The 25025-nt window shown below is 53.7% G+C and carries 19 protein-coding genes; 12 read left to right on the top strand and 7 right to left on the bottom strand.

What is annotated here, in order from left to right:
- The 3 genes from VCU37_RS02755 (at position 1) to VCU37_RS02745 (ending at position 3501) form a co-directional block, all read left to right on the top strand.
- Positions 1-2613, top strand: a complete 2613-nt coding sequence (locus tag VCU37_RS02755; protein ID WP_336249104.1) for an ATP-dependent helicase — start codon at positions 1-3, stop codon at positions 2611-2613.
- A gap of 118 nt (positions 2614-2731) precedes the next feature.
- Complete coding sequence (locus tag VCU37_RS02750) at positions 2732-2998, top strand: PspC domain-containing protein (RefSeq protein WP_336249103.1); 267 nt, start codon at positions 2732-2734, stop codon at positions 2996-2998.
- Between the two features lie 17 nt (positions 2999-3015).
- The gene (locus VCU37_RS02745) at positions 3016-3501 is read left to right on the top strand and encodes a PspC domain-containing protein (protein WP_336249102.1); all 486 of its coding nucleotides are present in this window, start codon (positions 3016-3018) and stop codon (positions 3499-3501) included.
- 29 nt (positions 3502-3530) lie between these two features.
- Here VCU37_RS02745 and VCU37_RS02740 read toward each other — a convergent pair whose 3' ends face one another.
- The 3 genes from VCU37_RS02740 to VCU37_RS02730 are packed head-to-tail and all read right to left on the bottom strand — an operon-like array spanning position 3531 to position 6396.
- Positions 3531-5153, bottom strand: a complete 1623-nt coding sequence (locus VCU37_RS02740; RefSeq protein WP_336249101.1) for a DEAD/DEAH box helicase — start codon at positions 5151-5153, stop codon at positions 3531-3533.
- Entirely contained in the window at positions 5153-5806 is a 654-nt protein-coding gene (locus tag VCU37_RS02735) for a DUF4191 domain-containing protein (protein ID WP_336249100.1), read from the bottom strand. Before VCU37_RS02735 ends, VCU37_RS02740 begins: the two co-directional genes overlap by 1 nt.
- A gap of 53 nt (positions 5807-5859) precedes the next feature.
- A complete protein-coding gene (locus tag VCU37_RS02730) occupies positions 5860-6396 on the bottom strand; it encodes a beta-class carbonic anhydrase (protein WP_336249099.1) in 537 nt (178 codons plus the stop codon).
- An 18-nt stretch (positions 6397-6414) separates the two neighbouring features.
- Between VCU37_RS02730 and VCU37_RS02725 the strand changes: the two genes are divergently transcribed.
- From VCU37_RS02725 to recD, 5 genes are read left to right on the top strand one after another with little or no spacing between them, the layout of a single operon-like run.
- On the top strand, positions 6415-7617 hold the full coding sequence (locus VCU37_RS02725) for an Rv1476 family membrane protein (RefSeq protein ID WP_336249098.1): 1203 nt from the start codon (positions 6415-6417) through the stop codon (positions 7615-7617).
- Positions 7614-9707, top strand: coding sequence for a hypothetical protein (locus VCU37_RS02720; RefSeq protein WP_336249097.1), 2094 nt, complete (start codon positions 7614-7616; stop codon positions 9705-9707). The genes VCU37_RS02725 and VCU37_RS02720 overlap by 4 nt, the downstream gene beginning before the upstream one ends.
- Before the next feature lie 2 nt (positions 9708-9709).
- Entirely contained in the window at positions 9710-13021 is a 3312-nt protein-coding gene (locus VCU37_RS02715) for an exodeoxyribonuclease V subunit gamma (protein WP_336249096.1), read from the top strand.
- Positions 13021-16455, top strand: a complete 3435-nt coding sequence (locus VCU37_RS02710; protein WP_336249095.1) for a UvrD-helicase domain-containing protein — start codon at positions 13021-13023, stop codon at positions 16453-16455. Before VCU37_RS02715 ends, VCU37_RS02710 begins: the two co-directional genes overlap by 1 nt.
- Positions 16446-18380 carry an exodeoxyribonuclease V subunit alpha gene (recD, locus tag VCU37_RS02705; RefSeq protein WP_336249094.1) on the top strand — a complete coding sequence of 645 codons (1935 nt, stop codon included), beginning with the start codon at positions 16446-16448 and terminating at the stop codon, positions 18378-18380. Before VCU37_RS02710 ends, recD begins: the two co-directional genes overlap by 10 nt.
- Before the next feature lie 62 nt (positions 18381-18442).
- Here recD and mce read toward each other — a convergent pair whose 3' ends face one another.
- The 3 genes from mce to pyrE form a co-directional block, all read right to left on the bottom strand.
- Positions 18443-18892 carry a methylmalonyl-CoA epimerase gene (gene mce, locus VCU37_RS02700; protein ID WP_336249093.1) on the bottom strand — a complete coding sequence of 150 codons (450 nt, stop codon included), beginning with the start codon at positions 18890-18892 and terminating at the stop codon, positions 18443-18445.
- Between the two features lie 81 nt (positions 18893-18973).
- Positions 18974-19345, bottom strand: a complete 372-nt coding sequence (locus VCU37_RS02695) for a hypothetical protein (protein WP_336249092.1) — start codon at positions 19343-19345, stop codon at positions 18974-18976.
- Between the two features lie 58 nt (positions 19346-19403).
- Positions 19404-19937 (bottom strand): orotate phosphoribosyltransferase, encoded by a 534-nt coding sequence (gene pyrE / locus VCU37_RS02690; RefSeq protein ID WP_336249091.1) that lies wholly within the window; start codon positions 19935-19937, stop codon positions 19404-19406.
- Positions 19938-20236: 299 nt separating this feature from the next.
- Between pyrE and VCU37_RS02685 the strand changes: the two genes are divergently transcribed.
- On the top strand, positions 20237-21484 hold the full coding sequence (locus VCU37_RS02685) for an MFS transporter (protein WP_336249090.1): 1248 nt from the start codon (positions 20237-20239) through the stop codon (positions 21482-21484).
- 106 nt (positions 21485-21590) lie between these two features.
- Here the strand turns inward: VCU37_RS02685 and msrB are convergent, their stop codons facing one another.
- Positions 21591-21986 carry a peptide-methionine (R)-S-oxide reductase MsrB gene (gene msrB / locus VCU37_RS02680; protein WP_336249089.1) on the bottom strand — a complete coding sequence of 132 codons (396 nt, stop codon included), beginning with the start codon at positions 21984-21986 and terminating at the stop codon, positions 21591-21593.
- Between the two features lie 32 nt (positions 21987-22018).
- Between msrB and VCU37_RS02675 the strand changes: the two genes are divergently transcribed.
- The 3 genes from VCU37_RS02675 to VCU37_RS02665 all read left to right on the top strand — a co-directional run bounded on the left by VCU37_RS02675 (position 22019) and on the right by VCU37_RS02665 (position 24984).
- Positions 22019-23302 (top strand): hypothetical protein, encoded by a 1284-nt coding sequence (locus VCU37_RS02675; RefSeq protein WP_336249088.1) that lies wholly within the window; start codon positions 22019-22021, stop codon positions 23300-23302.
- Positions 23295-24413 carry a heparan-alpha-glucosaminide N-acetyltransferase domain-containing protein gene (locus VCU37_RS02670; protein WP_336249087.1) on the top strand — a complete coding sequence of 373 codons (1119 nt, stop codon included), beginning with the start codon at positions 23295-23297 and terminating at the stop codon, positions 24411-24413. Before VCU37_RS02675 ends, VCU37_RS02670 begins: the two co-directional genes overlap by 8 nt.
- A gap of 133 nt (positions 24414-24546) precedes the next feature.
- A complete protein-coding gene (locus tag VCU37_RS02665; RefSeq protein WP_336249086.1) occupies positions 24547-24984 on the top strand; it encodes a MarR family winged helix-turn-helix transcriptional regulator in 438 nt (145 codons plus the stop codon).
- Positions 24985-25025: the final 41 nt, after the last annotated feature.

Below are 25025 nucleotides of genomic sequence, written 5' to 3'. Positions count from 1 at the left end.
GTGGCCAATCCCCTTGACGCTCCTCCCGCACTTGGCCGAGGCGTTGTTGTTCTCCCCGGTCAGCTCCAACCACCATCCTTAGCGAGTGCCCAGCGTATTCGTGTCGATGAGTACACGATCCGGGCAGATCATCCCACAATCACTGAACTCCACCGTGCCTGGGCCACCCGGACCCCAATCGTTATTGAGCTAGGTATTGACCCTGCCGAGTTCCTTGTTGAAGAACGTACCGATGAGCCGGCCTGGGCATTGGGATTGGGGTTTCTTTTCCCAAGAGAACGCCTCCGGTTTCTTGTTTGGGCTAATACGGTGGACATGCGATTTACCACCGCCGAATCACCGGAAGGGACATGGTGGCACACTCGTAGAGCGTTGCAATATCAAGGCATCACGGCAGCGAGTGCTGATCAGCTGGGCGATATTGTGTTACCTGATGGGCGTGTGGCGTGGGTTGACGGAGGGCCACGAGATGCCTGTGCCATCAATCAGGTTGTGGTCCATCGAGAAGATATTGAACGTGGGATCATCAGTCCGGTTGGAAGGCCGGTAGATCCGGAGGTACTCGCTAGTCTCACACCTGACCAACAAGGTGCCATTCAGGCGGGGCATGGTGCCGTCCGTGTGCCAGCACCTGCGGGAAGTGGCAAAACGCGGGTCCTTTCAGCCCGATTAGCCACCATTCTTGGTGCAAGAAAAACACCTCCAGACAGTGTGTTAAGTCTGGTCTATAACACGAGAGCGGCTGAGGAATTGCGCGCCCGTGTCGGGGTGACTGAGACAACTATTAGTACGGTACACGCCCACGCCTACGGGCTATTACGGCGCCATATTCCAGGGATTCGTGTGATTGACGAACGTGAGGTTCGGCGTGCCCTTTCCACCCTCGTTGATGTGCCAAGACAAGCTAATAGTGACCCTATTGGCCCATGGATTGAAGCGATAGACACGGTTCGGGCTACCTTGAGCAACCCAGCTACGGCAGCTCAAACCTATGGCGGAGACCTGCCAGATTTCGCTGCCACCGTTACCGAGTACCGGCAACGTCTCCGCGATAGTCGTGTGGTGGACTTTGCTGAGATGGTGCCATTTGCAACTGACCTGCTATTAACTAACCCTCAGATTCGCGCCCACGAACAACGCCATGCCGGTCAGGTCCTTGTCGATGAGTTTCAGGACCTCACACCGGCCTACCTGTTCTATATCCGACTCCTGGCCAGCCCCCAGTTGGCGGTCTTTGGGGTTGGTGATGATGACCAGGTTATTTATGGTCATGCTGGCGCAAATCCGTCGTTCCTTATTCAGTTTGAACGCTACTTTCCTGGTGCAGAAAGTCACACCCTAACGACTAACCATCGGTGTCCCGTAGATGTGGTTGCCAAAACCAATACGTTGCTTAGCCACAATAAACATCGCATTGCTAAAACGATTCAATCGGCACCAGGGGCAAGTACCTGTCCGGTGACCATCCATGACGTTCAAGCTGAGGATGGGGCAGACGCTGCCAGGTCTATTATCCAAAATCGGATCAATAGTGGTGTGCCGTTGCATGATATTGCTGTACTTGCACGCGTTAATGTGGCGTTATTGCCGGTTCAGGCAGCCTTAACCAAAGCAGGTGTGGGGTTTCATTCACCGATCACACCAAGTCTTTTAGACCGTTCCGCAGTCCGAGCTGCACTGGCCTATATTCGGCTGGCAATTGATCCCTTGATGTCTGGTTCAGACATTGCTGAGATACTCCACCGACCATTGCGGGCTATACCTGGACAGGTGAAAGAGCACCTCCGTGGCCGACGGTGGACAGTTGACGGACTCCAATCGATTCCAATTGAATTCACTCCATTCCAACTCAAAGCTTGGCGTGCACTTTGTGGTGAATTAGCCGCACTACGGCGATCTGCTCGTCACCAACCAACAGCCGAGGTGTTGCGCCGCATTATCGTTGACATTGACCTAGGTTCCGTAGCCAAAGACCTTGAGGCAGGCGATCAGACACCCGGAGGCGCCACACACACCGATGATCTCACTGCCTTGATGCTGGTCGGGGAGTATTGCCGCGAAGTGAGTGAGTTTGAGGATTTTTTACGCCAAGTCATCAATCCACCAGCTCAAGATGGCCAAGGCGTCACACTCTCCTCAATTCACAAGGTAAAGGGTCTGGAGTGGCCATACGTTGTGCTGGTTGGCGCGAATGAAGGCACCCTGCCGCATCGAATGGCACAACAGCCTGAATGGATTGAAGAAGAACGCCGAGTATTTCATGTTGCGATCACACGAGCGAAGATAGGCCTCGATATTGTCACCCACCGAAAGTCAATCAGCCGGTTTATCCGAGAAATGAATGGTGAGCAGAGTCGAGGTGGACAATCGGTATCTGGTCAGCGGTCCCTACGTGGGGTACAACAGGCCTCATCCAAGCGGAGGAATCGGGAGCCAAATGTGCCAGCGGTTCTTGGGCTACAGGTCACTCTCGCTGGTGGGCTGTCTGGAAAAATAGTTGAAATTCGTGATGGCCAGGTTTTTATTGCCACATCTTCACGTGCCATCCTTCGTGTAGCTACTGGAAGCGTCGTGAGAATAGATGGGAAGCGAGTTCGTCTTACCATCACGTGATCAGTGTTTCCACACATTAGATACCAAGCACAGGGAATATGCCGTATGACGAAACGGTGTTCCTAGTCCACTATCTAGTTGTAGTTATAGCCAGAACGAGGAGAGGAGGTGGATCGGAATGGTGCAAAAAAGGCTTTATCGTTCAACCCGTGATAAAAAATTTGCCGGTGTTATCGGCGGTATTAGTGAATATTTGGGCTGGCGCGCAAGTACCCTTCGGTTGATATATGTCATTCTTATTTGTGTCCTGCTCATCATTTTCAGGAAAACGCACCTATCCAATCTAGGGATCTTCTTGTTGGTGCTCTATATGGGGCTATGGATCCTGCTCCCAACCGATGTCACGGTTTGGACACAGCGGGTACGTCGTTCTCGTGGGATATGACAAGCAAAGGCAACAATATGAAAAACGCAGAAGAATATGCCGAACGAATTGAATCTGGAACGCGGACATTTGTGAATGATGTCCGTACCGCGAGTGCTGACAAAGGGTGGTACAGATCTTCGACCGATAGATACATCGGCGGGGTATGTGGGGGTGTTGGCGAACGGTTAGGTATTGACCCAAGCTTGCTTCGTCTTGCCATTATCGTGGCTGCATTAGCCGGGAGCAGTGGCATTTGGATCTATGTCCTCTTGTGGATATTCCTCCCAAGTGAAGCGACCGTTGCTGGTGAATTGGACGCCAAGATTGACGACTTGCCTCCAATGCCTCGCAGTGGTCCTTATGTGGATGTTCCAGGGGTAGACCCAATGCCAAAAAAGCATCCTTCTCGACAACCATCGACCCCTGATCAAACGGAGTCAACGGATCAACCAGCGAGTGAGCCAACGAGCGCTCCTCCGGTGGACGACGCCACATTTCCTAAACCAGATACAACCTTATAGCAGGGCTCATTTATGGTGTTGGCCGTTATTTAGAGTTCATCAATCCAGTGTTGGGCCGCAGTAATGCGGTCCATTAATTGTTCAGCCGTGGCATCTGAAATCTTGGCTAACCCGATACGGCTATTGAGCCGTGCATTAATTTCACGTGGACCGTGACCGGTTCGTCGTACCAAGACCCTGACCAAGTCGCTATTGCGTTGTCGGAGCGTCGTTTTTGTTACAGCACGTGACTTGGTAGCTATACCCGCTGGTGGACTGGCCGGCACAATGCCAGCCGGGGTGGGTGGGGTATCAATAATGAGTTCAAAACCCTGCGCATCAGCTTGGGGGAAGGGTTCAATATCTAACCATTCTGGTACGGCCTCCCCAGAGTCAGCGACCTGAGCACTGAGCACTTCAAACAGGCTGGCCTGCTCAGCTTGACCGGCAAGCATCCCATCAAGTGGGTCTTCTATCTGGTCGGGGACGTTGGGCTGCTCGTCGTCTTCTTTTCGGCGCAGCACATGTCGTCGTGGCTCAGCTATCCCCATTGCGTGGGCACGCAGCCGAGGGTCATCAGGTAAATACATGACCGCACGTGCGCCCATCGTTTCTTTGGTGGTACGAACCAGTCGCCCGACTGCTTGACGGAAAAAGAGCTCTGTAGTTGTCGTAGTGGCAAATACCCCCACTCGAAGCCGCGGAATATCAACCCCTTCACTCACCATGCGTACCGCAACAATCCAAGGACTATCACTCTCTCGGAACCGAGCGATACGTTCCGATGAATCTCGATCTTCACTCAAGGCCACGGTTGGTTCCGAATGGGTGACATGGCGCAAGATCGCTGCCACCGCTTTGGCATGTTCAGCGTCGATACAAATGACAAGCCCACCGGCTTCAGCGTGTGTTTGCCGAATCTGGGTTAGTGTCTCGTGGGCGCGACCCAGCACATCGGGCAACCAGTTGCCGTGGGGGCTTAAGGCTGTGCGTAACCGTTGTGCTGTTAACGTGTGATTTAACTTGTCGGCAAATGAGGCTTGATACTCGTTTCCATCTGGGGCAACCCATTCCATCTCACCATCAATGCGTGGAAAATAGACAGGGCGGACAACACCGTCTGCAAGGGCGTCGCCATAGCCGTATTCAACATCAGGAACGGCTTCTTCGAAGTGATAGCGCACAAAGGGAATTGCCGCGGTATCTGAACGGAACGGGGTGCCAGAGAGGCTGATTCGGCGTCGTGCCAGTTTGAATGCTTCACCCACACTTGTACCCCACGCCATTTCATCACCCGCATGGTGCACTTCATCTAAAACGATGATGCCGTCATAGCACCGGCGAACAAGGTCTGGTGCAGCCAACGCAACTTGTTGGTAGGTCGTCACAATCCCATGCATATCAGGCGCAAAGTCATTCCCTGCAACCCAATCAGGATCAAGGTGCAACCCAACTGAAGCGCCAGCCTCAGCCCACTGACGCTTTAAGTGGGCAGTGGGGGCCACGATAACGGTTGGTCCAGGGCGCGCGTGGAGTTCACGGTTAACGGCAACCAACGCAAATGTGGTCTTACCCGCACCGGGAGTGGCCACGGTGAGAAAGTCGCGTTCAGTGTGCGTGGCCAGCTTGTCTAAGGCCAGGCGCTGCCATGGCCGTAGGAGCAGTTCAGCCATTAGCGCATCTTGCGCGGTACTCGGCCACTCCCTCCAAGTGGCCCCTTTGGCATGGGTGGTTTCGATGAACCAAGGGCGGTGAGCTTACGAAATAGCGGGCCTATCTCACCCGTTTTGATGGTGCGATCCATCTTGGTCAGGTGCAAGGACAAGTCATCAAGTTTGACGGTATTTGGGCCGGTACCGACCACAACCGTTTGCACAGGTACCGATCCGGCAGAACGCTGGTAGTGCCGTTGTTCTTGGTTTAATAACTGGCGAACACGAGAGGCAGAATCCCCCTCACCAACAAGCACAACACCTGGACGGCCCACACACAGGTGAACCATATCTTGGCGACGGTTGAATGCCACACCAGGGGCGACTTGCCATCCACCTCGCATCGTCTGCAAAATGGCGGCCGCAGCGCCCTTTTGGTCACGAATAGCATCCATCTGGACTTTTGTCGCACTACGGCCCAGGATAATCATGGCAACTAACCCAGCCATCAACACCCCAGTGATGGCCCACGGCCAGATATGGGTTGTCAAAATCCCGGTGATAATGAAAACAGCAAGTGTGCCCAATGCCGCAAGCGCCATCCACCACACAACCTTTGGGTTGTTCTGGTGGGTAAGGGTGAACATCGTCCACAAGTTTTTGATGCGTTCCACAAGGCCTCCTCGTTGCTCTTGTGCCACGGTACCTTTTCTGTTGGGGAAATGGTTTAGATGGGTGCTCGTTCAGGTGGTGACGTCAAGTCAACTTCGTCTAATCGTCCTGTTTCAACACGGTATACAAAGCCACGCATCCGGTCTGTATAGGGGATAAAGGGGCTGGCATAAATTTCTTGGGCAGACAGATAGACATCTTCGTAGGGATCATCAAATGATCCGAGCGAAAAGAGCGGTTTTCGCCCGTAGTCTTGAACGACTCTCCGTTTGAAGTCATCCTCATCGGTCAGATGCAACCCACAGTCGGTGTGGTGGATAAGCATAATTTCTCGTGTGCCAAGTTGAATCTGGCTGAGTGACAGGCTCCGCAAGGTGTCTGTTGTAATCAAGCCACCGGCATTGCGCAAGATATGCGCCTCACCAGGTTGTAGACCAAAGGTGACACTGACTTCGATACGAGAATCCATACAGGTAACAACCGCAAGGTGTGCCCGTGGGATGACATGTAACCCTTCAGAATAATTTGGGGTTCCGTTCACGTAGTCCACGATCCGGTCGGTAATAGATGAATGGTCAGCAGTATGGGACATGCCTCTATAATCAAGACGATGTCACACCATGGCAACGTATTGCGCAACGCGTGTCTCTACGCGCTTGCCATTGGATTGTGCGCGGTTCCCAGCCTGGCGCTGGCACAAGACCCATCCTCAGCACCGGCAGTGCCAGGGCAATCCCTTGAGTCATCGCCTGAGGCGACACAGCCGATCTCGCCCTCAACCCCACCAACCCCTGGTCAACCGTCGCCGGAGTCTGGTTCTGCGCTACCAGCCCCAGGCGCAGATGGGACAGCACCACTCATCGCCAGCATTATTGCCGCTATGGACGGTGGGCCACGCATATGGTCTAGTCCAGAAGCGACCATACCGGATTTTGCAGCCATCAATGCGGCACTAGAGAGTCCCGAAGCTACCAAACTGGATTTGCGTGTAGCGATCTGGGGGGCTGACAAGCCCGGAGTCAATGCCGAAGATGTTGCTTATGGCATTGGGCAAGCGATCAACGGCACGGTCATTGCAATCGGACCTGACGCGGTAGGTGTCTATAGTGCAACCCACTCAGATGAGGCGCTCACCGCCGCCCTTGAGCCAGTCACCGCACAACTTGCAGGTGAATCAAACCCAGCCGTGGTGGTATCAACTGTGGCTATGGCATTAACCAGTGCCCAACCAGCGCAAGGTTCGCTGTATGTCCCCCTCCTCATTGGGCTCGCCGTACTTGTTATCGGTGGTGGGCTATGGGTCGTATTTGGGCGAAAACGAATGACCGGGATTGGGGTCACCATTAATCGGTTACTGGCCGGACGAACATCAGATGATGAAGAACGTTCACCATCATCGTCTCAAGCGTACGAAGCTGAACCAGCCGCAGCGCATACACCACCAGGTGGGTTAGCGGATGATCAGATTCCTCAATCGGCGTCAATTCGGCGGGTTGCGGCAGAAGTTATTGATATTGAGCCGGAGGGGCAAACAGCGAAGCGCAGCACATCAAGTGCACAACGTTACGGAACGGTAGCCCAACAGCAGCGACTTTCGCTCCTTGGCCAACAAATTGTTGCCCTCAGTGAGGTTGTTGCGCGTTCAGAGGATATGGAATCAATGGTTGCCTTTGAGCTTGTCGCATCCGGGTATCAAGAGACAAAGGAAGCCTTGGCTCATGTCAGTCGTCCGATTGACCTTCTTGATCTTGATGAACGGATTACCGCACTGAGTGAGCAACTAGTTGTTCTTGAGCGCAGGATGAGTACATGAGCATGATGCATCGTTTCGCACCGTGGCTGCCATCAGCTACCGTCATGGTGGTAGCTGTCCTCGTTGGGGTGATTCTAGGGATACCCATTGCTCAACCCGTCGGAGCGATTACTGCCTGTGGTGGGGTTTTGCGTGACGGTGATGATCTTATTCCCGCCGACCAAGAAGGACAGGTCCAGACAGTAACGGATACGACTCGGCTAGCTGGTACTCAGCCATTAATTGTGCTCTTACGTACGAGTGGTGGCCGAGATATCAACGGTGAACTCACCGAAGCAATCAGTACCTGTCCTGTACTTGCTGATGATCCTGGGTCAGTCATCGCGGTCGGCATAACCATTGATGACCAAGCTGTTGTTGTTCATCCTGGCATCGACGTAGCTCATCGGATTGATAGTGATGGGCTAGCTAAATCAATGCGTGACCAAATTGGCCATATTCCTTTGGAGCAAGTGCTGGTTTCTGGTTTTACGTCAATCAATGAGCAGCTCTATGAAACACGCGGCCAGACCACACAACAACCATTGCTAACTCCACTTGCGTGGATGGTTTTGGGGGTACTGATTCTGCTGGCTGGTGGGGTTGGCGGACTGTGGCTCGTTCAGAACCGGCAAGTGCTTCGGCAAGCAAGGGCTAATGCGGAAGCGACGCGCGCAAAAGGGATGACGGTCGCACTCAACCTTGAACAAGACCAACGTGCACTCGCCAAACAGACCCAAGACTTGGCCGAATGGATGGCCATGAGTGAGGTTGAACCTATCAGGCGGGCCAATGTCGAAATCGATTTACGTGCCTACGCAGTGCTACGAAGATGGCATGCATTGGTCAACCAAATGGGTACCGCCGAGGGCTTTCGTGCCGAATCGTATGATCGCTTTAATGAACAACTCACTGTGGTCTTTGCTGACGTTCAGGACGTCGCTGACCAGATGATGGTGATTCAGGGGAACCTGGCCCATATCATCACGATTATTGATGGCATTGATGGTCGTCTTGCCGCCATTAAGGATGAATTACACGTGGCAGCCACCGCGATTGACCTTGCGGTTGGAAAGGGTTGGAAAAGCACGTCATCTCAGGCTGATTTGGCAATCGCAACGGTATATGCCCAGTGGGCTCAACGGGCACGTGACCATCAGGAAATGATTGGGGCTGATGAGTTTTTACGTGTCGCGGAGTCAAAGCTTTCCGCCAGCCTAATGAGTGTTCAACATATGGAACGCACGTATCTTGATATGACCCAGCAGGTAGACACTGCAGCCCATCGTCATCGTGAGTTAGAACAATCATTGGGGCCGGCACGTGAGGCAATGACTGGGCTGGAAACGAGTTTCGGGCAACGGTCCTGGGAGTTTGTTGCCGGTAACGGATCAACGGCACAAGCCTTGTTGGCTGGGATACCTCAGCAACTTGATGCCGCAAAAGCTGCCCTAGATATGGACATTCAGGATATTGATGAAGCGGCTAAACAGTTGTCATCCATTGCCCTTGATTTAGATGCAGCTGAAGGCCTTATTGATGCTATTCATGAAACGCTCACTGGCCTGCAACACGCGGCTCGGCTGTTACCTGACGCGGTGCGTTCTGCCGAGCGTGCAGTAGAAACCGCGATTCAGGTTGCCCATGCCCGTGAACGTGATGATGGCATCGCAGAGCTCAAGGCAATGCGTGAACGAATCCGCAATGAACAAGCTGCGGACAAACCAGATCTTCATGCCCTGATAGATAGTGCAGAATTATTGACCTTACAGGCTGACCAGTGGGTTGCACGCGAACGGGGTGACCAGGCTGTTCAAGAACAAATTGAGCGCGCCGCACGGTCAGCAGTGGAACAGGCTTGGCTACGGTGTGCCCAAACAGCCCAATTAGTTGTCACCCATCAACGTGCACTCCCAGATTCATATATGCAGGTGATTGAGGAGCTTGCAGAACATCTCGATGATACGGTTCGAGAATCAGTTCCAGAGCGTCAACTCGACCTCGCAACCAAAGTGCGTTATCAAGCGGTGGCCATCAGTCACGAAGCACGAAGGGTCATGCGGACTCAATCACGTGTTCTTCCTAATCGTGATGCCCAATCTCGGTGGTAGGTATGCTGCATTTGACCGTCAGCCCAACACTTGACCAAGCCGTTCGTGACCTTGCCAACCACATGCCTCCAGGGGAAACGGCCAATGTGTTACAGCCTTGGCACATTGTTGTGCCCGGCTCTTCTACCCAACGAATTGTTAGCCAACGGCTCAGCCATGTGCTTGGCGCAGCTCATGCAACGGTACCTTCAGGGGTTAGCGCCAATGTGATGCTCGAACTGCCGTATTGGCTATCTGATGTGTTTCTGGCTGAACCGCAGCCCCACCAAGATCGTGCACCTGACCCGTGGGCTATCGACCGTATGGCATGGACGCTGATGGCCTTACCCGCCGATCCTGGGGTTCATCGGTGGCGGTTGGCCCGCCGTATCGCCGATGACATTGACCGCTCTCAGCTCTGGCGGCCCGATGTGGTGTTGGATTGGATACGCGCCTATCCCGACCCAGCTGAGGTACATCCTGCCATATTGACCCATCGCTTGGCTGACATGGCCGCGTTTTTGCGAGCGCGTACCCAGGTGCCCACGCTTGTTGAGCGGGCACACCAACTCATCAACGAAGGCATGGAAAACCTTGTGCTTCCTGGTATTTCCAAGGTTCGCCCGTTAATGCTATTTGGGGTGCATAGCCTGTCGGCCTTACAACTGAGCTTGTTAACGGCCTACGCAAAGCATCACGATGTGTACTGGTGGATTACCACACCACTGATGGCTATCGCACGACAGATGCTGGAACGCGATCTCGCATTCACCTCGGTGTCCTATGATGCATCGAACACCTTTATTGTCCGTGATACTCGCAGCGCCTTAGCCATTACAGATATTGCCAAAACGCCACTCAATCAAGCTAATGCGCGAGCCACGATTGAAGGGCTGAACGGGGTTGCATGCGTGGCAGCGCGCAATGAAACAACGCTTCGTATTCTTGATGATGCACCGGTGACAGCAACGGTACTTGGGAAGGTCCAACAGGCCATACGCACGGATACACAAGGGGAACCCGTTGCTGATACCACCAGTGACGAATCTCCGGCATCTCTGGTCAGAGTGGCTTGTGCTCGACCTCAACGCCAAGTTGAAGCGTTAAGAGATTACTTACTGAACTGTTTTATGGACGACCCGTCCTTAGAACCAAGAGATGTGGTCGTTGCTTGCCCTGACCCACATCATTGGGAAGCTGCTATCCGGCGTGCCTTCGCACCTGGGACCAATCGCCCGTATCTTCGCGTTCGCCTCGTTGACCCGTATGCCAAACTGCCCAACCCCGTTCGTGATGTCATTGAGTACATCCTTAGCCTGGTTGAGGGCCAACTGACTCGCCTTCAGCTATTGGATCTGCTGGCCATGGGACCGGTTGCCGCCAAGTTTGGGTTTGATGAACAAGATATTGATGATCTCGGGGCCTATCTTGAAGCAACCCATATGACATGGGGCCTGAACCCACAAGATCGTGAACGGTTTGGGTTACCCGTCTATCACGGTGGCACGCTTCAAGACAGTCGAGAGCAACTTGCCCTGGGCCTCGCACGCCTTGATGGTGGTATGGACGACCTACCAGCCCTTGGGATTAAACCTGGTCATGTGGACCTTATCGGGCGTTTCTTTACGGCAACTGATGCACTGGGCCGTGTTCTTGAACAGGCACGACAACCCCAATCGGTGGTTGAGGGATGGGTGCCGTTACTCCATCAGATTGTCGAGCAATGCTGTTGGGTTGATTTTGACCATGGCTGGCAGGTAACCAGCGTGTTGCGAGATGTGAACCGGCTCAGTGAATTGGCCGCAGAGAATGAGGCCGCCATCCCGGTGTGGGAGTTCCTCGAAATTGTTCAACAGATGGCGAGAAGTGGTGGCCGACGCGGTGATATTGCGGCAGGGGATTTAATTGTTACCTCCTTATCGAATGCGCGTGGACTCACCCATCGTGTCGTCTGTTTGCTCGGTATGGATGAAGGGCAGGTACCCCGGCCTCGAACACGAGTGTCTGTTGACGAGTGGGGTGAAGAACGGGTAGGAGATCGTGATGCCGCAAGCAGTGACCGCCAGGCCTGGCTGGATTTACTAGCTGGCCAGGCTGAACGGGTAGCGATCTTCTGGTCTGCTCCACCACAAGGTGGAGAAGCTCACCCCAGCGTGATGGTTACGGACTTGAACCGAACACTTGAGACTCTTGGGGCCAACCGGCTTCAATCGATACGCATACGACGAGCCGCGTTGCATCGCTGGAGTGTCCTGGACCACTGTGATCAGCCAAGCCCTGACCGACGGGCCAGCGAACTTGCCGCCATTCATTTTGAAAGTCAACGGACCATTGCCGACCCTGATCGACTCGGTGCGCTAGTGGTTAATGATCCAACGTTGCCAGATGAGGTGAGTGTCACTGACTTAATTCGCTTTGGGCAAGACCCGCTTCACGCCTATGCCCGCCATACCCTTGGAATAGGGTGGTTGGGCAATGAGCAAGAACCGGAAGATGTGGTGATCAAGGCATCCTCTGGAGGGCTCGGTGGATGGGCGGTCCATGACGAAGCGTTGCGAACTAATCAGTCGGCTGAGGTGATTACTCAGCGAGCTATTCGTTCTGGTGTTTTACCGATACGTCCCCTTGCTGGTGATATTGAACGAGATATCGAGCATACGGTTGAGCAAGTAGCCCAAGTTAAACATGCCCAAGGGCTGACCTCGGCCGAACCGATTGTGGTGAGTGTCGATATTCCGGTTACTACCCCGAGGGGACGAACGATTCGTATTGTGGATCGGATGACGGTGTATCGTCGCTCGGATCAGTCCTATGTCATTGTGGCTATTACCGCTTCGTCGTATAAGAGCAGAACGACGTGGGCCTTGTGGGTGCCCTATCTCATACTCAATCATGCCTTTGCCGGTCGGGCGATTGATGTGACGTATCTCTATAAAGATAGATACAAGGGGTTTAAACCGTTGGGGTTTATCCCCATACCGGCTGACCAGGCAAATACCGCCCTAAATCTACTTGTGGCTACGGTTGAAACAGGATTGATGACACCACTTGTTGCACCCCTTGCAACAGCCTTGGCGTGGTCAAAAGCGGCTGAACCCGATGCCCGATCAATTCGACAAGCATGGGAAGGCAGTAGTTTCGGCTTTGATATGCCAGAGGCCAAAGCGGGATCGGTCGTGCGACTGCTTGGGGGGAATCTGCCGGCCGAGTGGGTGATTGACCAACGTATTGATGGTGGGCGACGTCACCTTGATGTGGTGAGTGATGGGCTATGGAAGCCGATGCTCGACCAGCTTCCAAACGGTCACCCAGAGTTGCGAGGGCGAGGAAAATGATGGGTAGCGAATCACAGCCGTCGCTATTTCAGTTAGATATTGACCTTGAACGTCATCCCCGTATTGCCTTGGGTGCCAGTGCAGGCACGGGCAAAACGTACACACTCCAAGCTTTAGCAGTGCGCAACCTGATTGAGGGTCACTGCAAGATCGGGGAGTTGTTGATGGTTACCTTCACCAAGGCAGCCGCGGCAGAGATGCGCCAGCGTTTGGTGAATGCCCTTGAACAGGCCGTGCAGCTCTGTGATCCTGCACGGGACGTACACGATGATGAACCGCTTGGTGTGATTTATCGCTGTGAGGATAAAGAAGCACTGACCAAACGCTATGAACGAGCCCAACAGGCCTTGGCGGACATCGATCAAGCTGTTGTGACCACCTTGGACAGTTTTTGGGCGATGCTGGTCAAGTGGCTCGATATTGCCCCAGAAGGCGAACTTGATCTCATCGATGAAGCGTTTGTTGCCCAGTCAACCCTCCATCATTTCCTCATTCAGGCAGCTAATCACTACAACAGGCCCCCTCCTATTCCAAAAATGAATGAGGGTCTCAAAGTTGTGTATGAAATGCTGAATGTACCCAAAACCAAGCTTGATGTACCTGTAGTAAATGTGACGTCATCGACTGCAGCAGCATTGGGTGCATTGGCCGTTCGCAGCGTAGAAAGCGCAAAGGAGATTAGGCAGAAAAGTCATTCATACACCTATAGCGATGTCCTTGAGGCCCTTAACCAATACCTTAAGGCTGACGGTCATTCGGACAGCACTGCAACCCATGCAAAAGCAATCCAACAGCTCATTGGCCAGTTCAAGGTAGTGATGGTTGATGAGGTTCAAGACACGAACGAAGCACAGCTACAACTATTAAAAAAGCTCTTCAAAGATACTGATATCCACTTGTATTTGGTGGGTGACCCCAAACAGGCTATCTATGAGTTTCGGGGTGGTGATATTAATGCGTGGGATGATGCTCGCCGATGGGTTCAAGAGACTGAATCATCAGGTCAAACTGAACCAGAGTTGCGTCAAACACAGTTTGAATTAAACGTAAACTATCGTTCCGATGGGCCGGTTGTTGAGGCAATCAATACGCTCTTTATGAAGCAACGATTTAGCTTCAACACCGACTTTTTGCCGGTAGAACCGAGGCATAAAGCTGCACGTATCTCAACAGCAGCCGGTGCTATGCCACCATGCACACTGCGTTCTATAGCAATAGATAAAACTAACCGCAACAAGGATGAAACGATTGTTGCGACCATCCAAGATGTTGTTCGCTACTGTGCCGAACTACTCACCAGCCGTATTGAAATTAAACCAAATGAAGGTGAAGCCCCGCGACTCATTACACCTGGGGATATTTGTGTGCTTGTTCGGCGCAATGATGACATTTTTAAACTCAATAATGCGCTCTTGTCACACAATATCCCGTCATTAATGGCATCAGGCAATGTCTTACAGTCAGAAGCGGCAACCTACTGGCTCGACCTGCTTGAAGCCCTCGTTGAACGACCTGATCCTGGGGCACTGACCGCCTTAACCGTGGGGCCGTGGCTTCGTGGCACCGCCCTCGATAGCAACGCCATTTGGACGTACACGTTGGTGTGGCGACAGATCCTTGAGCGGTATGGGCCAGGCGCACTGATCGAAGCCATTGATACAGATATTGGCTTTGCGGGCAAGCTGCTTGCGCGTCCCGATGGGCGGCGGCTCCTGACAGACCTCGAACATGTTGGTGAACTCCTCGACAATTCAGGGGAATGGGGACGGCGTCGGTGGGCGCAGTGGCTTCGCCATGCACGGTATTCGTACAACATGCGTGCCGAAGAAGAACGCCGACGCCTTGACCTTGATGGGGGTGCCGTTGAGTTGCGGACTGCCCACTCCGCTAAAGGGTTAGAACGCCCAATCGTGCTCGTGCCCTTTGCGTGGATCAATACCACCCGTCAGGCCATGATGATTCCGCGCCTGTATTACCGGCAAGACCCAAAACATCCAGGACGGCGGGAGCGGTACCTGAATCTTGATGATACGAACACGCTTGACCAGACGGATGTGGCCCCCAACGTCATAGAGACAGCAGCGTATGCGAATCAGCGCTTGTTCTATGTGGAAGCCACTCGTGCCAAGCACCACGTGGCCATTTGGCACCAAGAAGCCAGAGAAGGGCTCGGGACGGTGGCCAAACTTGTACATGATGCGGTGATGGAGGCCCGATCTGCTCAAGGTGGGGGCACCATCGACAGCTCCGATGAGGCAGGTAAGACAGCCATACCAGCCAGAAACGGGGGGTTTGTTGCCCAAGCCCAAGAACTCGCTGAACACTACCCCCACCTGTTTGCGGCTCACGAGGTTCAGCCTGACGCCGAGATTCCTACCTACCAGCCAACTTCACGGAGTGGGGAGACTCAGGCCCCGTTGGCTCCGCGTATGGATTCCGTAGCTATAGACATGCATTGGCGCCGCTCATCCTTCAGCGGGTGGGTACAAGAACAAGATGACACAGACCGGCCAACCTTTGATGAGCCCGATGTGGACACCGATGGTGAAACAGCTTTTGATGATGGGGTCGCCGGTGATGCGGTGACCCTGACGGTGATGCCCAGTGGAGCAGAAACGGGTACGGCCGTACACAAAATTTATGAGCTGCTCGATTTTCAAGATCCCAATAGCCAGAAGGTTATTCGCCAGTTTTTAGCCGACCAACTGGCTGGCCCGTTAGCTGAATTAGAATCAGAGACTCTTGACCAGGTTGCGCTCGGATTACATCAGGTGTTGCACACCCCCTTGGGTGGACCATTGGGAGCGTTGACGTTAGCGAAGGTGAGTCGGGCGCATCGCGCTGACGAAATAGGGTATGAGTTCAGTGTGCAGTCAGCCGGTGGTCCCGGTATTTCACTGGCAGAGCTCGGCAAGATTTGGGCTGCTCATGTGCACGATGATGATCCCTTTGCGGCCTACGCCAAACGCCTGGCCAAACAGGGTGATGACCGGCCATTGCGCGGTTATCTCTTGGGGTTTATTGACCTTGTGGTCCAATATGAACACCCCGATGGGCAAACCACCTGGACGGTGATGGATTACAAAACGAACCGTATTGCGATTCCTGGTGTGGAAGTATTGCGCCAAGGGCATTATCAGCCGGGCAATCTGCGTACCGAGATGGAAGTGCACCATTACCCATTGCAGTCGCTGTTGTACCAGGTGGCGTTACATCGGTATTTACGGGCAAGTTTGATTGGCTATACCCCTCGTGTGCACTTGGGTGGATCGGCTTACCTCTTTGTGCGTGGCATGAGTGGAGAACCGAACGCAACCGTGGCCCAAGCGGTTGCCCAAGGGGCAAGCGGACCAGGGGTGATGTGGTGGACTCCAAGTGCTGCCTTAATTGAAGCCGTTGATGCAGCGTTCGCTGGGGAGGGATCATGGACGTAGATGCTGCCTTGACGTATCTCCAGGACATTGGCATGGTTAGCTCCGGTGATGTGATCGAGGCAAAGACCCTATGCGATGTTGCTGATGTCCAGGATGAAACGGTGCGATTGGCTGTGGTTTTGGCACTGTGGCGCGCCCGTACTGGTCATGTGCTTGTGGATTTGGCTCACCTACCCACCACGTTTGTAGACCGTGAAGGTACGGTGCAGCCCTTGCCGCGCGAATTGTGGCCCGATGACCTGGACGCTTGGGTCCAACGGGTACGCGATGAACCGAAACTATCGGGTGAGGATAGTCCCCTTGTGGTAGCGGGGTCGTGGGTGTATCTGCAACGTCTCTATAGGGCAGAACAAGCGGTGGTGACTCAGTTGGCCGCACGCTTGCGTGATGATGAGGGCACCTATGGCACGGTGCTTGATGATCCGTTGGCTTGGAAACCTGGCTTAACGCCCAAGGCAGGGTTTGACCTTACGGGCATTATGCATCAGCTCTTTGCACCCGCACCTGAATATGAGGACCGCGGGGTAGACCAGGCCCAGTTAGCTGCGGTACATGCCGTCGTGAATAAGCGGTTTACTGTTATTTCAGGTGGGCCAGGGACCGGAAAAACAGCAACTGTTGCCAAAGCACTTTCCCTGGTGCTCACCGGGTTCACAGGTTCTGGGCCAGATGGTGCACCCGTCATTAAGGTTGCGGCTTTTACGGGCAAGGCGGCGGCACGGGCAAAAGAAGCGTTGAGTACGTCAGCCGATGCTATTGATGTCCACCATGCCAATTTGGGGTTAGACACTAACGGTATTCGTGCGATTGAACCGATGACTATCGCTCGGCTTATCGGGATGGGGTGGGGGATTACTACACAGCCCAAGGTGAACGCAGATAATCCCATTGATGCAGACCTCATTGTGCTTGATGAAGTCTCGATGGTTAGTTTGAGTGATTTACATGCGGTGCTGGCTGGTACCCATCCACGTACCCATGTGGTGTTGGTTGGGGACCATAACCAGCTCCCCTCCATTGATGCTGGGCAGGTGATGGCTGATTTGACTGGTGGTGCGGCTGCCGCTGGGGCTGATGATGCCATTATCACGTTGCAAACAAACTATCGTTCTGAGCAGCACATCAACCATCTTGCCGCTGCCGTACTTGCCGGTGACGGCGTAGCCATGTGGGACCAACTTGATGTGATGAGCCCACAGGAAACGGCAGCGTTTTTTGACGAGTTGCGGCATCCTGATGGTATCGGGCGGTGTGCCTTTGTTGAAACGGATCTGCACGGCCCATTGACGAAAGAACGGGTTGGGGTAGGGCTGGCCGAGTACATGATTGACCAGCGTCGCCAGGTCCGTGATTTCGTGCTGGCGGGGGATATTCCAGGTGCGCTCGCCGCCAATACAAATGCGGTGGTGTTAGCCGTTCATCAGCGTGGCTACGGGAGCCGAGCCTATTGGAATCAGGCCATGGATCGGTGGTTCCATGAGTTGCCATTGCACCGTATCCCTGATGATTGGGTGGGCCGGCCGGTAATGGTGACGGCCAATGATCGTCATATCGACGTGGTCAATGGTGATGTAGGGATTGTGGTGCGTGCGGGGGCTCAGCCACAAGTTGCTCTTGATGGCCGATGGACTTCCACGGGTGATGCGGATCTGATTGACTTGCATCGGTTGCGTTCGCTCGAAACAGTGCATGCGATGACCGTGCATAAAAGTCAGGGGTCAGAATATGGCACCGTTGTTGTGTTGTTACCGACCAGCCCAAGCCCGTTGATGACCCGTGAGTTGTTGTATACCGCGATCACTCGCGCTAAAAAGCATGTGGTTATTGTTGGGTCTCGCGAGGTACTTGATGCTGGAATACGTACCAAAAACCAGCGTGCCACTGGATTGAATGAGGGGTTACAAGCGGCCTTGTCTTTGCGGTAGAAAATGACCGTTTGGAGCATAAAACAGGCGGCACGTGGCCGCCTGATCGGTGTGGTGGTTACTTAAGAAGCTGGTTCGGTGAGTTCAAGGAGAACGCCACCAGCATCCTTAGGGTGAACAAAGTTAATGCGGGCACCAGCGGTCCCCTTCTTGGGTTCTGGATACAACAGGCGCTTACCCTGTGCCTTCAGGTGTTCGCTGAGGGCATCAAGGTTGTTGGTGCGCAAGCAGAGCTGCTGGAGGCCAGGGCCATTCTTGGCTAAGAACTTGCCGATTGTGCTGTCTTCACTCAGTGGGGAAAGCACCTGGATAAGTGCGGCGTTGGGGTGCTGATTGGGCAGGCCAACCATCGCTTCTTTAACGCCTTGTTCTTCGTTGGTTTCGATGTGCAAAGCCACCATGCCATAGCAATCACGGTAGTAGGCCAGTGCCTCGTCAAGGTCGGGTACGGCCACACCAACGTGGTCGATCGCGGTTACATATTCGTGGGGTACGTTCATGTCAATGTCCATGCTGCAAACGATAGGCGATATACCACGTTGGGACAGGGACTAACGGACCGGAAAGGAAGCGCCACCGCGCGTTTGGTTCCCCTAATTCGATGTGGGTTCGTTGAAGGTGATGCGGACGATTGTGACGGGCAGGCTGGCTTTGGTTGGGCTGTTGGGGACGGCCAATACTTGCCACAATCCTTTGTCCTCGCGCACAAAGTCCATGATGGCATCATTAAGGTCATCCCCAGTGACCGTTCGTCCGGTGCCGCGCTTGGGGCCGGTGGGGAGATGAACCGTCACCGGCAAGTTGGTCTTGCCAAAGGGGGCAGCTTCTTTGGCACTCATCACTAATCCGTCAATACCACCCTTAATATGTCGGTATCGCCACGTAAACCGTTTCCCGTCGGTTGTTTCTACCGTGGTGGTTGGTGTGGTTGACCCAACAGGACGATTGAAGGGAAATACAGGCATACTGCAAGACTAATAGCTGAGATCGACGGGTTTTGGTACCCGTGAGCGCTGTGGCCCTCTAGAGCTGATTACTCAGGTCAAGATCCTCAAGGCTAATGACGCTGCGATATTCGAGGCCGGCTTCTTCGATAACTTCTCGAGCACCCGTATCACGGTCTACCACGGTGGCTACACCAACAACCTCGGCGCCAGCAGCTCGGGCGGCGGCGACTGCGGTGAGGGGGCTATTTCCAGTGGTGGTGGTGTCTTCGACAATCAGCACCTTACGACCCTTGATTGAGGGGCCCTCAACTTGGCGTTGTAAGCCATGGCTTTTAGCTGACTTGCGAACCACAAAGGCATCAACTGGGCGGCCGGGCGTGTGCATGATGGCTCCGGCTACAGGGTCTGCACCCATGGTGAGCCCACCTACGGCGTCATAGTCCCAGTCTGCGGTAAGGTCTCGCATGGCTTTACCAATCATGGGGCCAGCTTTGTGGTGCAAGGTTGCCCGGCGAAGGTCGATGTACCAGTCGGCTTGCCGGCCGCTTGATAGCGTCACCGTTCCATGTACAACGCAGAGGTCTTTTACCAGGGAGATCAGGTCGTTCACAGTGTTCCCATCTAGAAGTGAGTGCTGGGTAGAGCAATAGCGCCGAAAACGGCGGCAATCATTCTTTCAGATTTTGTGTCCAGATAACAGTCTGTTTCTCAAAACAAATTGTCAACGGGGATAATACTCCCGACAGGCTTGTGGATAACTTCTCATTATCGGCTGGACTATGTGAACTACATCTGCGGTGTTTCCTATGGTGGCAATGGTTCCTGCACATTATTTCTTTTCCAAGTGTTCTTGGGGATTACTTGTGGATAACAAGGGCAATCTGTGGATAGATAGCTATCCTCTGCCCAATGTCATCCTCGCCACTTAAGCAACTCATTCGCGAACCAGTTTTTAGACAATGGGCTGTGGCAAATGTGTTGGTTCGTATGCCGGTGACGATGAATTTGCTGTCGTTTATCTTGGCCGGTGAATACCTCACCGGATCCGTCGGTACGGGTGCGTTGCTTGCAGGCGCCAGCACCTTGTGTGGGGGATTCAGTGCGCGCTTTCGTGGCGCCCAGCTCGATCGTTCAGTACTGAAATACGGGCTTATGCGCCAAGTAGGGGAATCTGCAGTGGCCTGTTTGGTCTTAGCCGTGTTGGTGTGGATGCGTGCACCGTTGCCATTGGTCTTTATCACGGCTTGTGTGATGGGTGTGCTGACAGCTGCCATTACCGGAGGGCTTCGCTCCTTACTCATTCCGTCGGTACCACCAGAATTACTTGAAGCGGCTAACTCAGTTGATGCGGTGCTCGTTGAAGTGGCCTTTGTGAGTGGGCCAGTTGTGGCCGGCGTGATTGGTAGCTTCTTCGCCGCACCATATTTGATTGCCACCGAGGCGGTTTTGCTCTTTATCGGGGTGCTTTCAATACGGCCCTTACCTAAACATCGGCCCAATAACGAAGACAATATCAAAGGCCAGATACCACTATTCGTGACCGGCGCGGGTTCGATTTACCTGCTGTTCTTCTTCTTTGGGTTCACCTTTGGGGTGTTCGACGCTGCCCTACCTGAATACGTGCAAACCTTTGGGTGGAAGACCGCAACCTCCGGCCTGTTGACCACACTGATTAGTTTTGGGTCAGGGGTTGGTGGGATATTGATGACCAATGTGCGCGGGGTACTCCGCAAGGGGCGCTGGATCGTCATTATCTTGTACTGCGCCTTTATGGTTGCTTTTGGTGTCCCTATCTATGCCCCAAACCCCTGGATTTTCGGTGGGCTGCTCTTTTTTGTAGGCCTACCGATCGCTCCGCTTATGTCTACCCTCATGCTAGCCTTGCAACACATCGTGCCAAAACGGCAACAATCTGAAGGGTTTGCCCTGGCTAGTGCCACCATTCTTGTGGCCTCTGGCGGTGGTCTCTTTGTGAGTGGGCTACTCATGAACAACGTGGAGGTCATCAATGCCTCCGTGCTCTTACACCTTCTTCCAGCTATCCCGTTCACCGCGGCGTTGTTCTACGCCCTCGGGATGGTTCGTCGCCACCGGGCCGGCAAACCACAATCCCTCGGCTACCCCCTCGACCCAGACATCAGCGACCCACGCGACTAACAACATCTCTTGTAACGGTGATAGCAGATAGGTTTTGAACCGAACGAACAAGAAAACCCCGCCAACGGCGGAGTTTTCTACGCTGCCTCTCTACAAGGGGTGGGACTTAGGCGGCCTTGGGTTTAAAGGCTAGGGCAATGCCATTCACACAGTGGCGGATGCCTGTCTCGGTGGGGCCGTCGGGGAATACATGGCCCAAGTGGCCACCGCAGTTTGCACAGCGCATCTCGGTGCGAACCATGCCATGACTACGGTCCTCATGTGTGGTGAGTGCACCGGGTACTTCGCGGTCGAAGCTCGGCCAGCCACAGCCAGCATCAAACTTATTCACTGACTCATACAGCTTGGCATCACAGGCCACACAGTGATAATCCCCTTCTTCCCATACGTGATTGAACTCACTAGTGTGGGGGCGTTCCGTGCCGGCTTCACGCAGCACGTGGTATTGCTCAGGGGTGAGGCGCTCACGCCAAATCTCATTAGAAGTATTCGCATCCGTCATACTTATTACGGTACCCGGTATCCTCAAACGTTATGCATCGATTATTTCTTGCCGGGGCCACCCTTTGGGCTGTGCTTGCGGCGGGGTGTGCCCAGGTGCCGCACCAAAGCGACGGGTCGGCGCGTCCCATTCGTGACACCGCCAAATCAGTAGCCATCCTGGTCAGCGCCCATCCAGATGATGAAATGCAAATGTGGAGCCTCCTTGAAGCCGACCGTGAAGCCTGGCCCATTTTTGTATTTATGAATCGCGGTGAATCTACTGCCGCTTGCAACAACAAATCATCAGTCATTGGCGAGTTTGAAACCGTCACACTGGAACCAGGGGAACTTGGTCCTAATCCGGTTCCCGCAGACAACTACACCCCGGCCTGCTCAGAAGCCAGGATTAACAGCACGTTGAAGTTTCTCACGTTGATGTCACAAGCGGACCCGCATTTCCCAGGGCAGTGGGTGTCAAAAACGATTGATGAGATCCCAGATTGGTCAACTGAATGGTGCAAAAACAATCCAGATAAGAGTCAGTGCCTCCCCGTAGACCACAAACCACTCGTGTGGATAGATGCTCAATACCGTGGTGCTGCCGTGTTTTATGATGCGGGCGACTATGACGTCACCCCACAAGAAGTTGCCTGGGCGGTTGGCCAACTCATTGAGCGTCGCCAATCGTGGGGGTTGAGTTGGGCACCCATTTCGGTGTTGGCATCCAATTACACAAATGGTCGCGGTGAGTGCATTATCTACGATCACCCTGACCACGATGCGGTTCAACAGGGCCTCGCGCTCCTAGTTGAACAAGAAGACGATCTTGATGAGGAGATGCTCGCACTTGCAACCTGTTCCAGTGACCCCAACATCACACGGCGGTATCGTCTCTCGGATTTAGCAATGCGAGCTGCCTTTGGGGCAAAGGAAGATGACCCTGAGCACGAAAAATCTGGCCATACCGATGATGCCGGTGCAGACACCATCGCTGGTAACGTTGATGGAGCCCACGGCCTTGCCTACGGATGGCTCTGGCCAGGGCACTTTCCTTTAGGGCGAAAGGGCCAGGTTGCGCTTTTCCACGCAGACCAAACCTTTGCAACTAAACCCGGTGACTTACGCCCTGCCCCAACCGAAGTTATCGAAATACCTAGCCCCATCCCGAGTTCATCTGAAGACCCGTTCGGCAAAGACACACCTGCCGTTGCCTCTCCAGAGGGCCTAGCAACATCCACTCCTGTACCAGATGAGTCCACACCACCCCCAACGGACCAACCAGAACCAAGTAATGCTGATCAGCCGGCCCAAGCCCCCACAACCTCAGATGGCTGAGCCGCAGTACACCATCCGCTCACGCCGACGGCCGCGCATCATCTCCCTTGATGTTGCCCGCGGGGTCATGTTGGTTGTGTCCGTACTGTCGGCAAGTTTGGTCACCTCACCACTGCCCAGCGCATTTACACATTCACCCTGGTACGGCGCCCATTTCCTCGACCTAGTATTCCCGGTATTTGTGACCATGAGCGGTGTGGGATTTGCCTTTGCCTATGCAACACGTGTTCGTGGAGTCATTGTCTTGCGGCGCTCCCTTGTTCTTATTTTGCTCGGACTTGGGTATACGGCGGTCACCACGCATACCTATAACCTCGCCGACTTACGGTTCACTGGTGTCTTGCAGCTCTACGGTGTTCTGGCCTTTGCCCAGGGTTTGCTGCACTGGAAAATCAAAACATGGCGCGGTTGGTTCCGATGGACCACCCTCCTCGTCGCAGCACTCACCGCGCTGCACGCCGCATGGCCCCCGATTGTGTGTGGTATGGACGGTCTGACCCAAACCTGTAATCCGTCCCTCTACCTAGACGTCAATGTGTTTGGACTTCGTCATATCTACAAACACGGATTAGCCGGTCATGATCCCGAAGGCCTCATCTCGACACTCGGGGCCTTATTGTCCATGAGTGCCGGCACGACATTGGGCCATCTCCTTCTCCAAGCCCGACAAACCGGCAAACGCCCCGTTCAAGCGGTGAGCTTCTTACTTATGTACTGCGCCACACTAGGGGCTGGGCTCAGCCTCTTTGTTGAACCATTCAAACGCCTCTGGACACCAAGCTTTGCTCTTTTGGCCTGTGTGCCTGCCCTTGCACTCGTCATTCTCTTTTGGATGTTGCTGGATAAACCAGGTGATGACTACCCGCCCTACCCGCCCTTAGCCCTCCAGCCCTTACAGTCCTTAGGGAAGAACAGTTTGTTTGTGTATTTCGGGTCACACCTCTTTATCGCCATGGTGATGTATGGCAGTACTCCCGAACATCCCGCATGGCCGGTTATTGCAGCCGAACGTATCGGTTTTGCACCCTGGGGATTTGCGATTATCTGTGTATTCGCTTGGACATTGCTCGCGATCTTACTGGACCGCTATAAGATTTATATCCGTGCATAGGAGATTGCTTGAGCAACTAAAATATTAGTGTATGTGCCTTAGTTTCCCGACAAATCGATGTCTATTAGTTGCCTGAGCAAAATAATTTTGAAAAAATAGTTGCGCACGCAACTAAAAGGGGTACTATGTCCCCATGGCAACCCAACAAGACTGGCAGATGTGGCGTGACTACCTCTTTACGGCGTCACGCATCTTGGCGAGTGCTGAAGCCAAGTTGCAAGCTGAGGGTGGTTTAAGTCTGTCTGACTATGACATACTCGTAACGCTCTTTAATGCTCCTGAACACACCATGTCGATGTCATGTTTAAAAGCAACGGTGCTGGTTACAACCTCGGGACTGTCGCGCTCGGTTTCACGTTTGCAAAAACGTGAATGGGTGGAAAAGACCACAGACGAAAACGATCGCCGCCAGGTGCACATTGCACTTACCGCTAAAGGGTTAATGGCATTTAAGAAGGTCAACCCTGGTCATATTGCCTTTGTTCAAGAGACCTTTTTTAAAGCGCTGAGTGAGAAAGACCGCCAGGGCATGTGCCTAGGAATGTCTCATCTGGCCGATCACCTGAAGTAGCGCTTATTTCAAGCATCATCACCATCATTTAGAACTACACA

This window comes from Stomatohabitans albus, assembly GCF_036336025.1.
Taxonomy (GTDB): domain Bacteria; phylum Actinomycetota; class Nitriliruptoria; order Euzebyales; family Euzebyaceae; genus Stomatohabitans; species Stomatohabitans albus.
This window is presented reverse-complemented; position numbering and strand designations above follow the sequence as displayed.

Coding starts and splice junctions, on each gene's coding strand:
- VCU37_RS02750 (WP_336249103.1), top strand. CDS start 2,732: ATGGTGCAAAAAAGGCTTTATCGTTCAACCCGTGATAAAAAATTTGCC.
- VCU37_RS02745 (WP_336249102.1), top strand. CDS start 3,016: ATGAAAAACGCAGAAGAATATGCCGAACGAATTGAATCTGGAACGCGG.
- VCU37_RS02740 (WP_336249101.1), bottom strand. CDS start 5,153: ATGGCTGAACTGCTCCTACGGCCATGGCAGCGCCTGGCCTTAGACAAG.
- VCU37_RS02730 (WP_336249099.1), bottom strand. CDS start 6,396: ATGTCCCATACTGCTGACCATTCATCTATTACCGACCGGATCGTGGAC.
- VCU37_RS02725 (WP_336249098.1), top strand. CDS start 6,415: ATGTCACACCATGGCAACGTATTGCGCAACGCGTGTCTCTACGCGCTT.
- VCU37_RS02720 (WP_336249097.1), top strand. CDS start 7,614: ATGAGCATGATGCATCGTTTCGCACCGTGGCTGCCATCAGCTACCGTC.
- VCU37_RS02715 (WP_336249096.1), top strand. CDS start 9,710: ATGCTGCATTTGACCGTCAGCCCAACACTTGACCAAGCCGTTCGTGAC.
- VCU37_RS02710 (WP_336249095.1), top strand. CDS start 13,021: ATGGGTAGCGAATCACAGCCGTCGCTATTTCAGTTAGATATTGACCTT.
- recD (WP_336249094.1), top strand. CDS start 16,446: ATGGACGTAGATGCTGCCTTGACGTATCTCCAGGACATTGGCATGGTT.
- mce (WP_336249093.1), bottom strand. CDS start 18,892: ATGGACATTGACATGAACGTACCCCACGAATATGTAACCGCGATCGAC.
- VCU37_RS02695 (WP_336249092.1), bottom strand. CDS start 19,345: ATGCCTGTATTTCCCTTCAATCGTCCTGTTGGGTCAACCACACCAACC.
- VCU37_RS02685 (WP_336249090.1), top strand. CDS start 20,237: ATGTCATCCTCGCCACTTAAGCAACTCATTCGCGAACCAGTTTTTAGA.
- msrB (WP_336249089.1), bottom strand. CDS start 21,986: ATGACGGATGCGAATACTTCTAATGAGATTTGGCGTGAGCGCCTCACC.
- VCU37_RS02675 (WP_336249088.1), top strand. CDS start 22,019: ATGCATCGATTATTTCTTGCCGGGGCCACCCTTTGGGCTGTGCTTGCG.
- VCU37_RS02670 (WP_336249087.1), top strand. CDS start 23,295: ATGGCTGAGCCGCAGTACACCATCCGCTCACGCCGACGGCCGCGCATC.
- VCU37_RS02665 (WP_336249086.1), top strand. CDS start 24,547: ATGGCAACCCAACAAGACTGGCAGATGTGGCGTGACTACCTCTTTACG.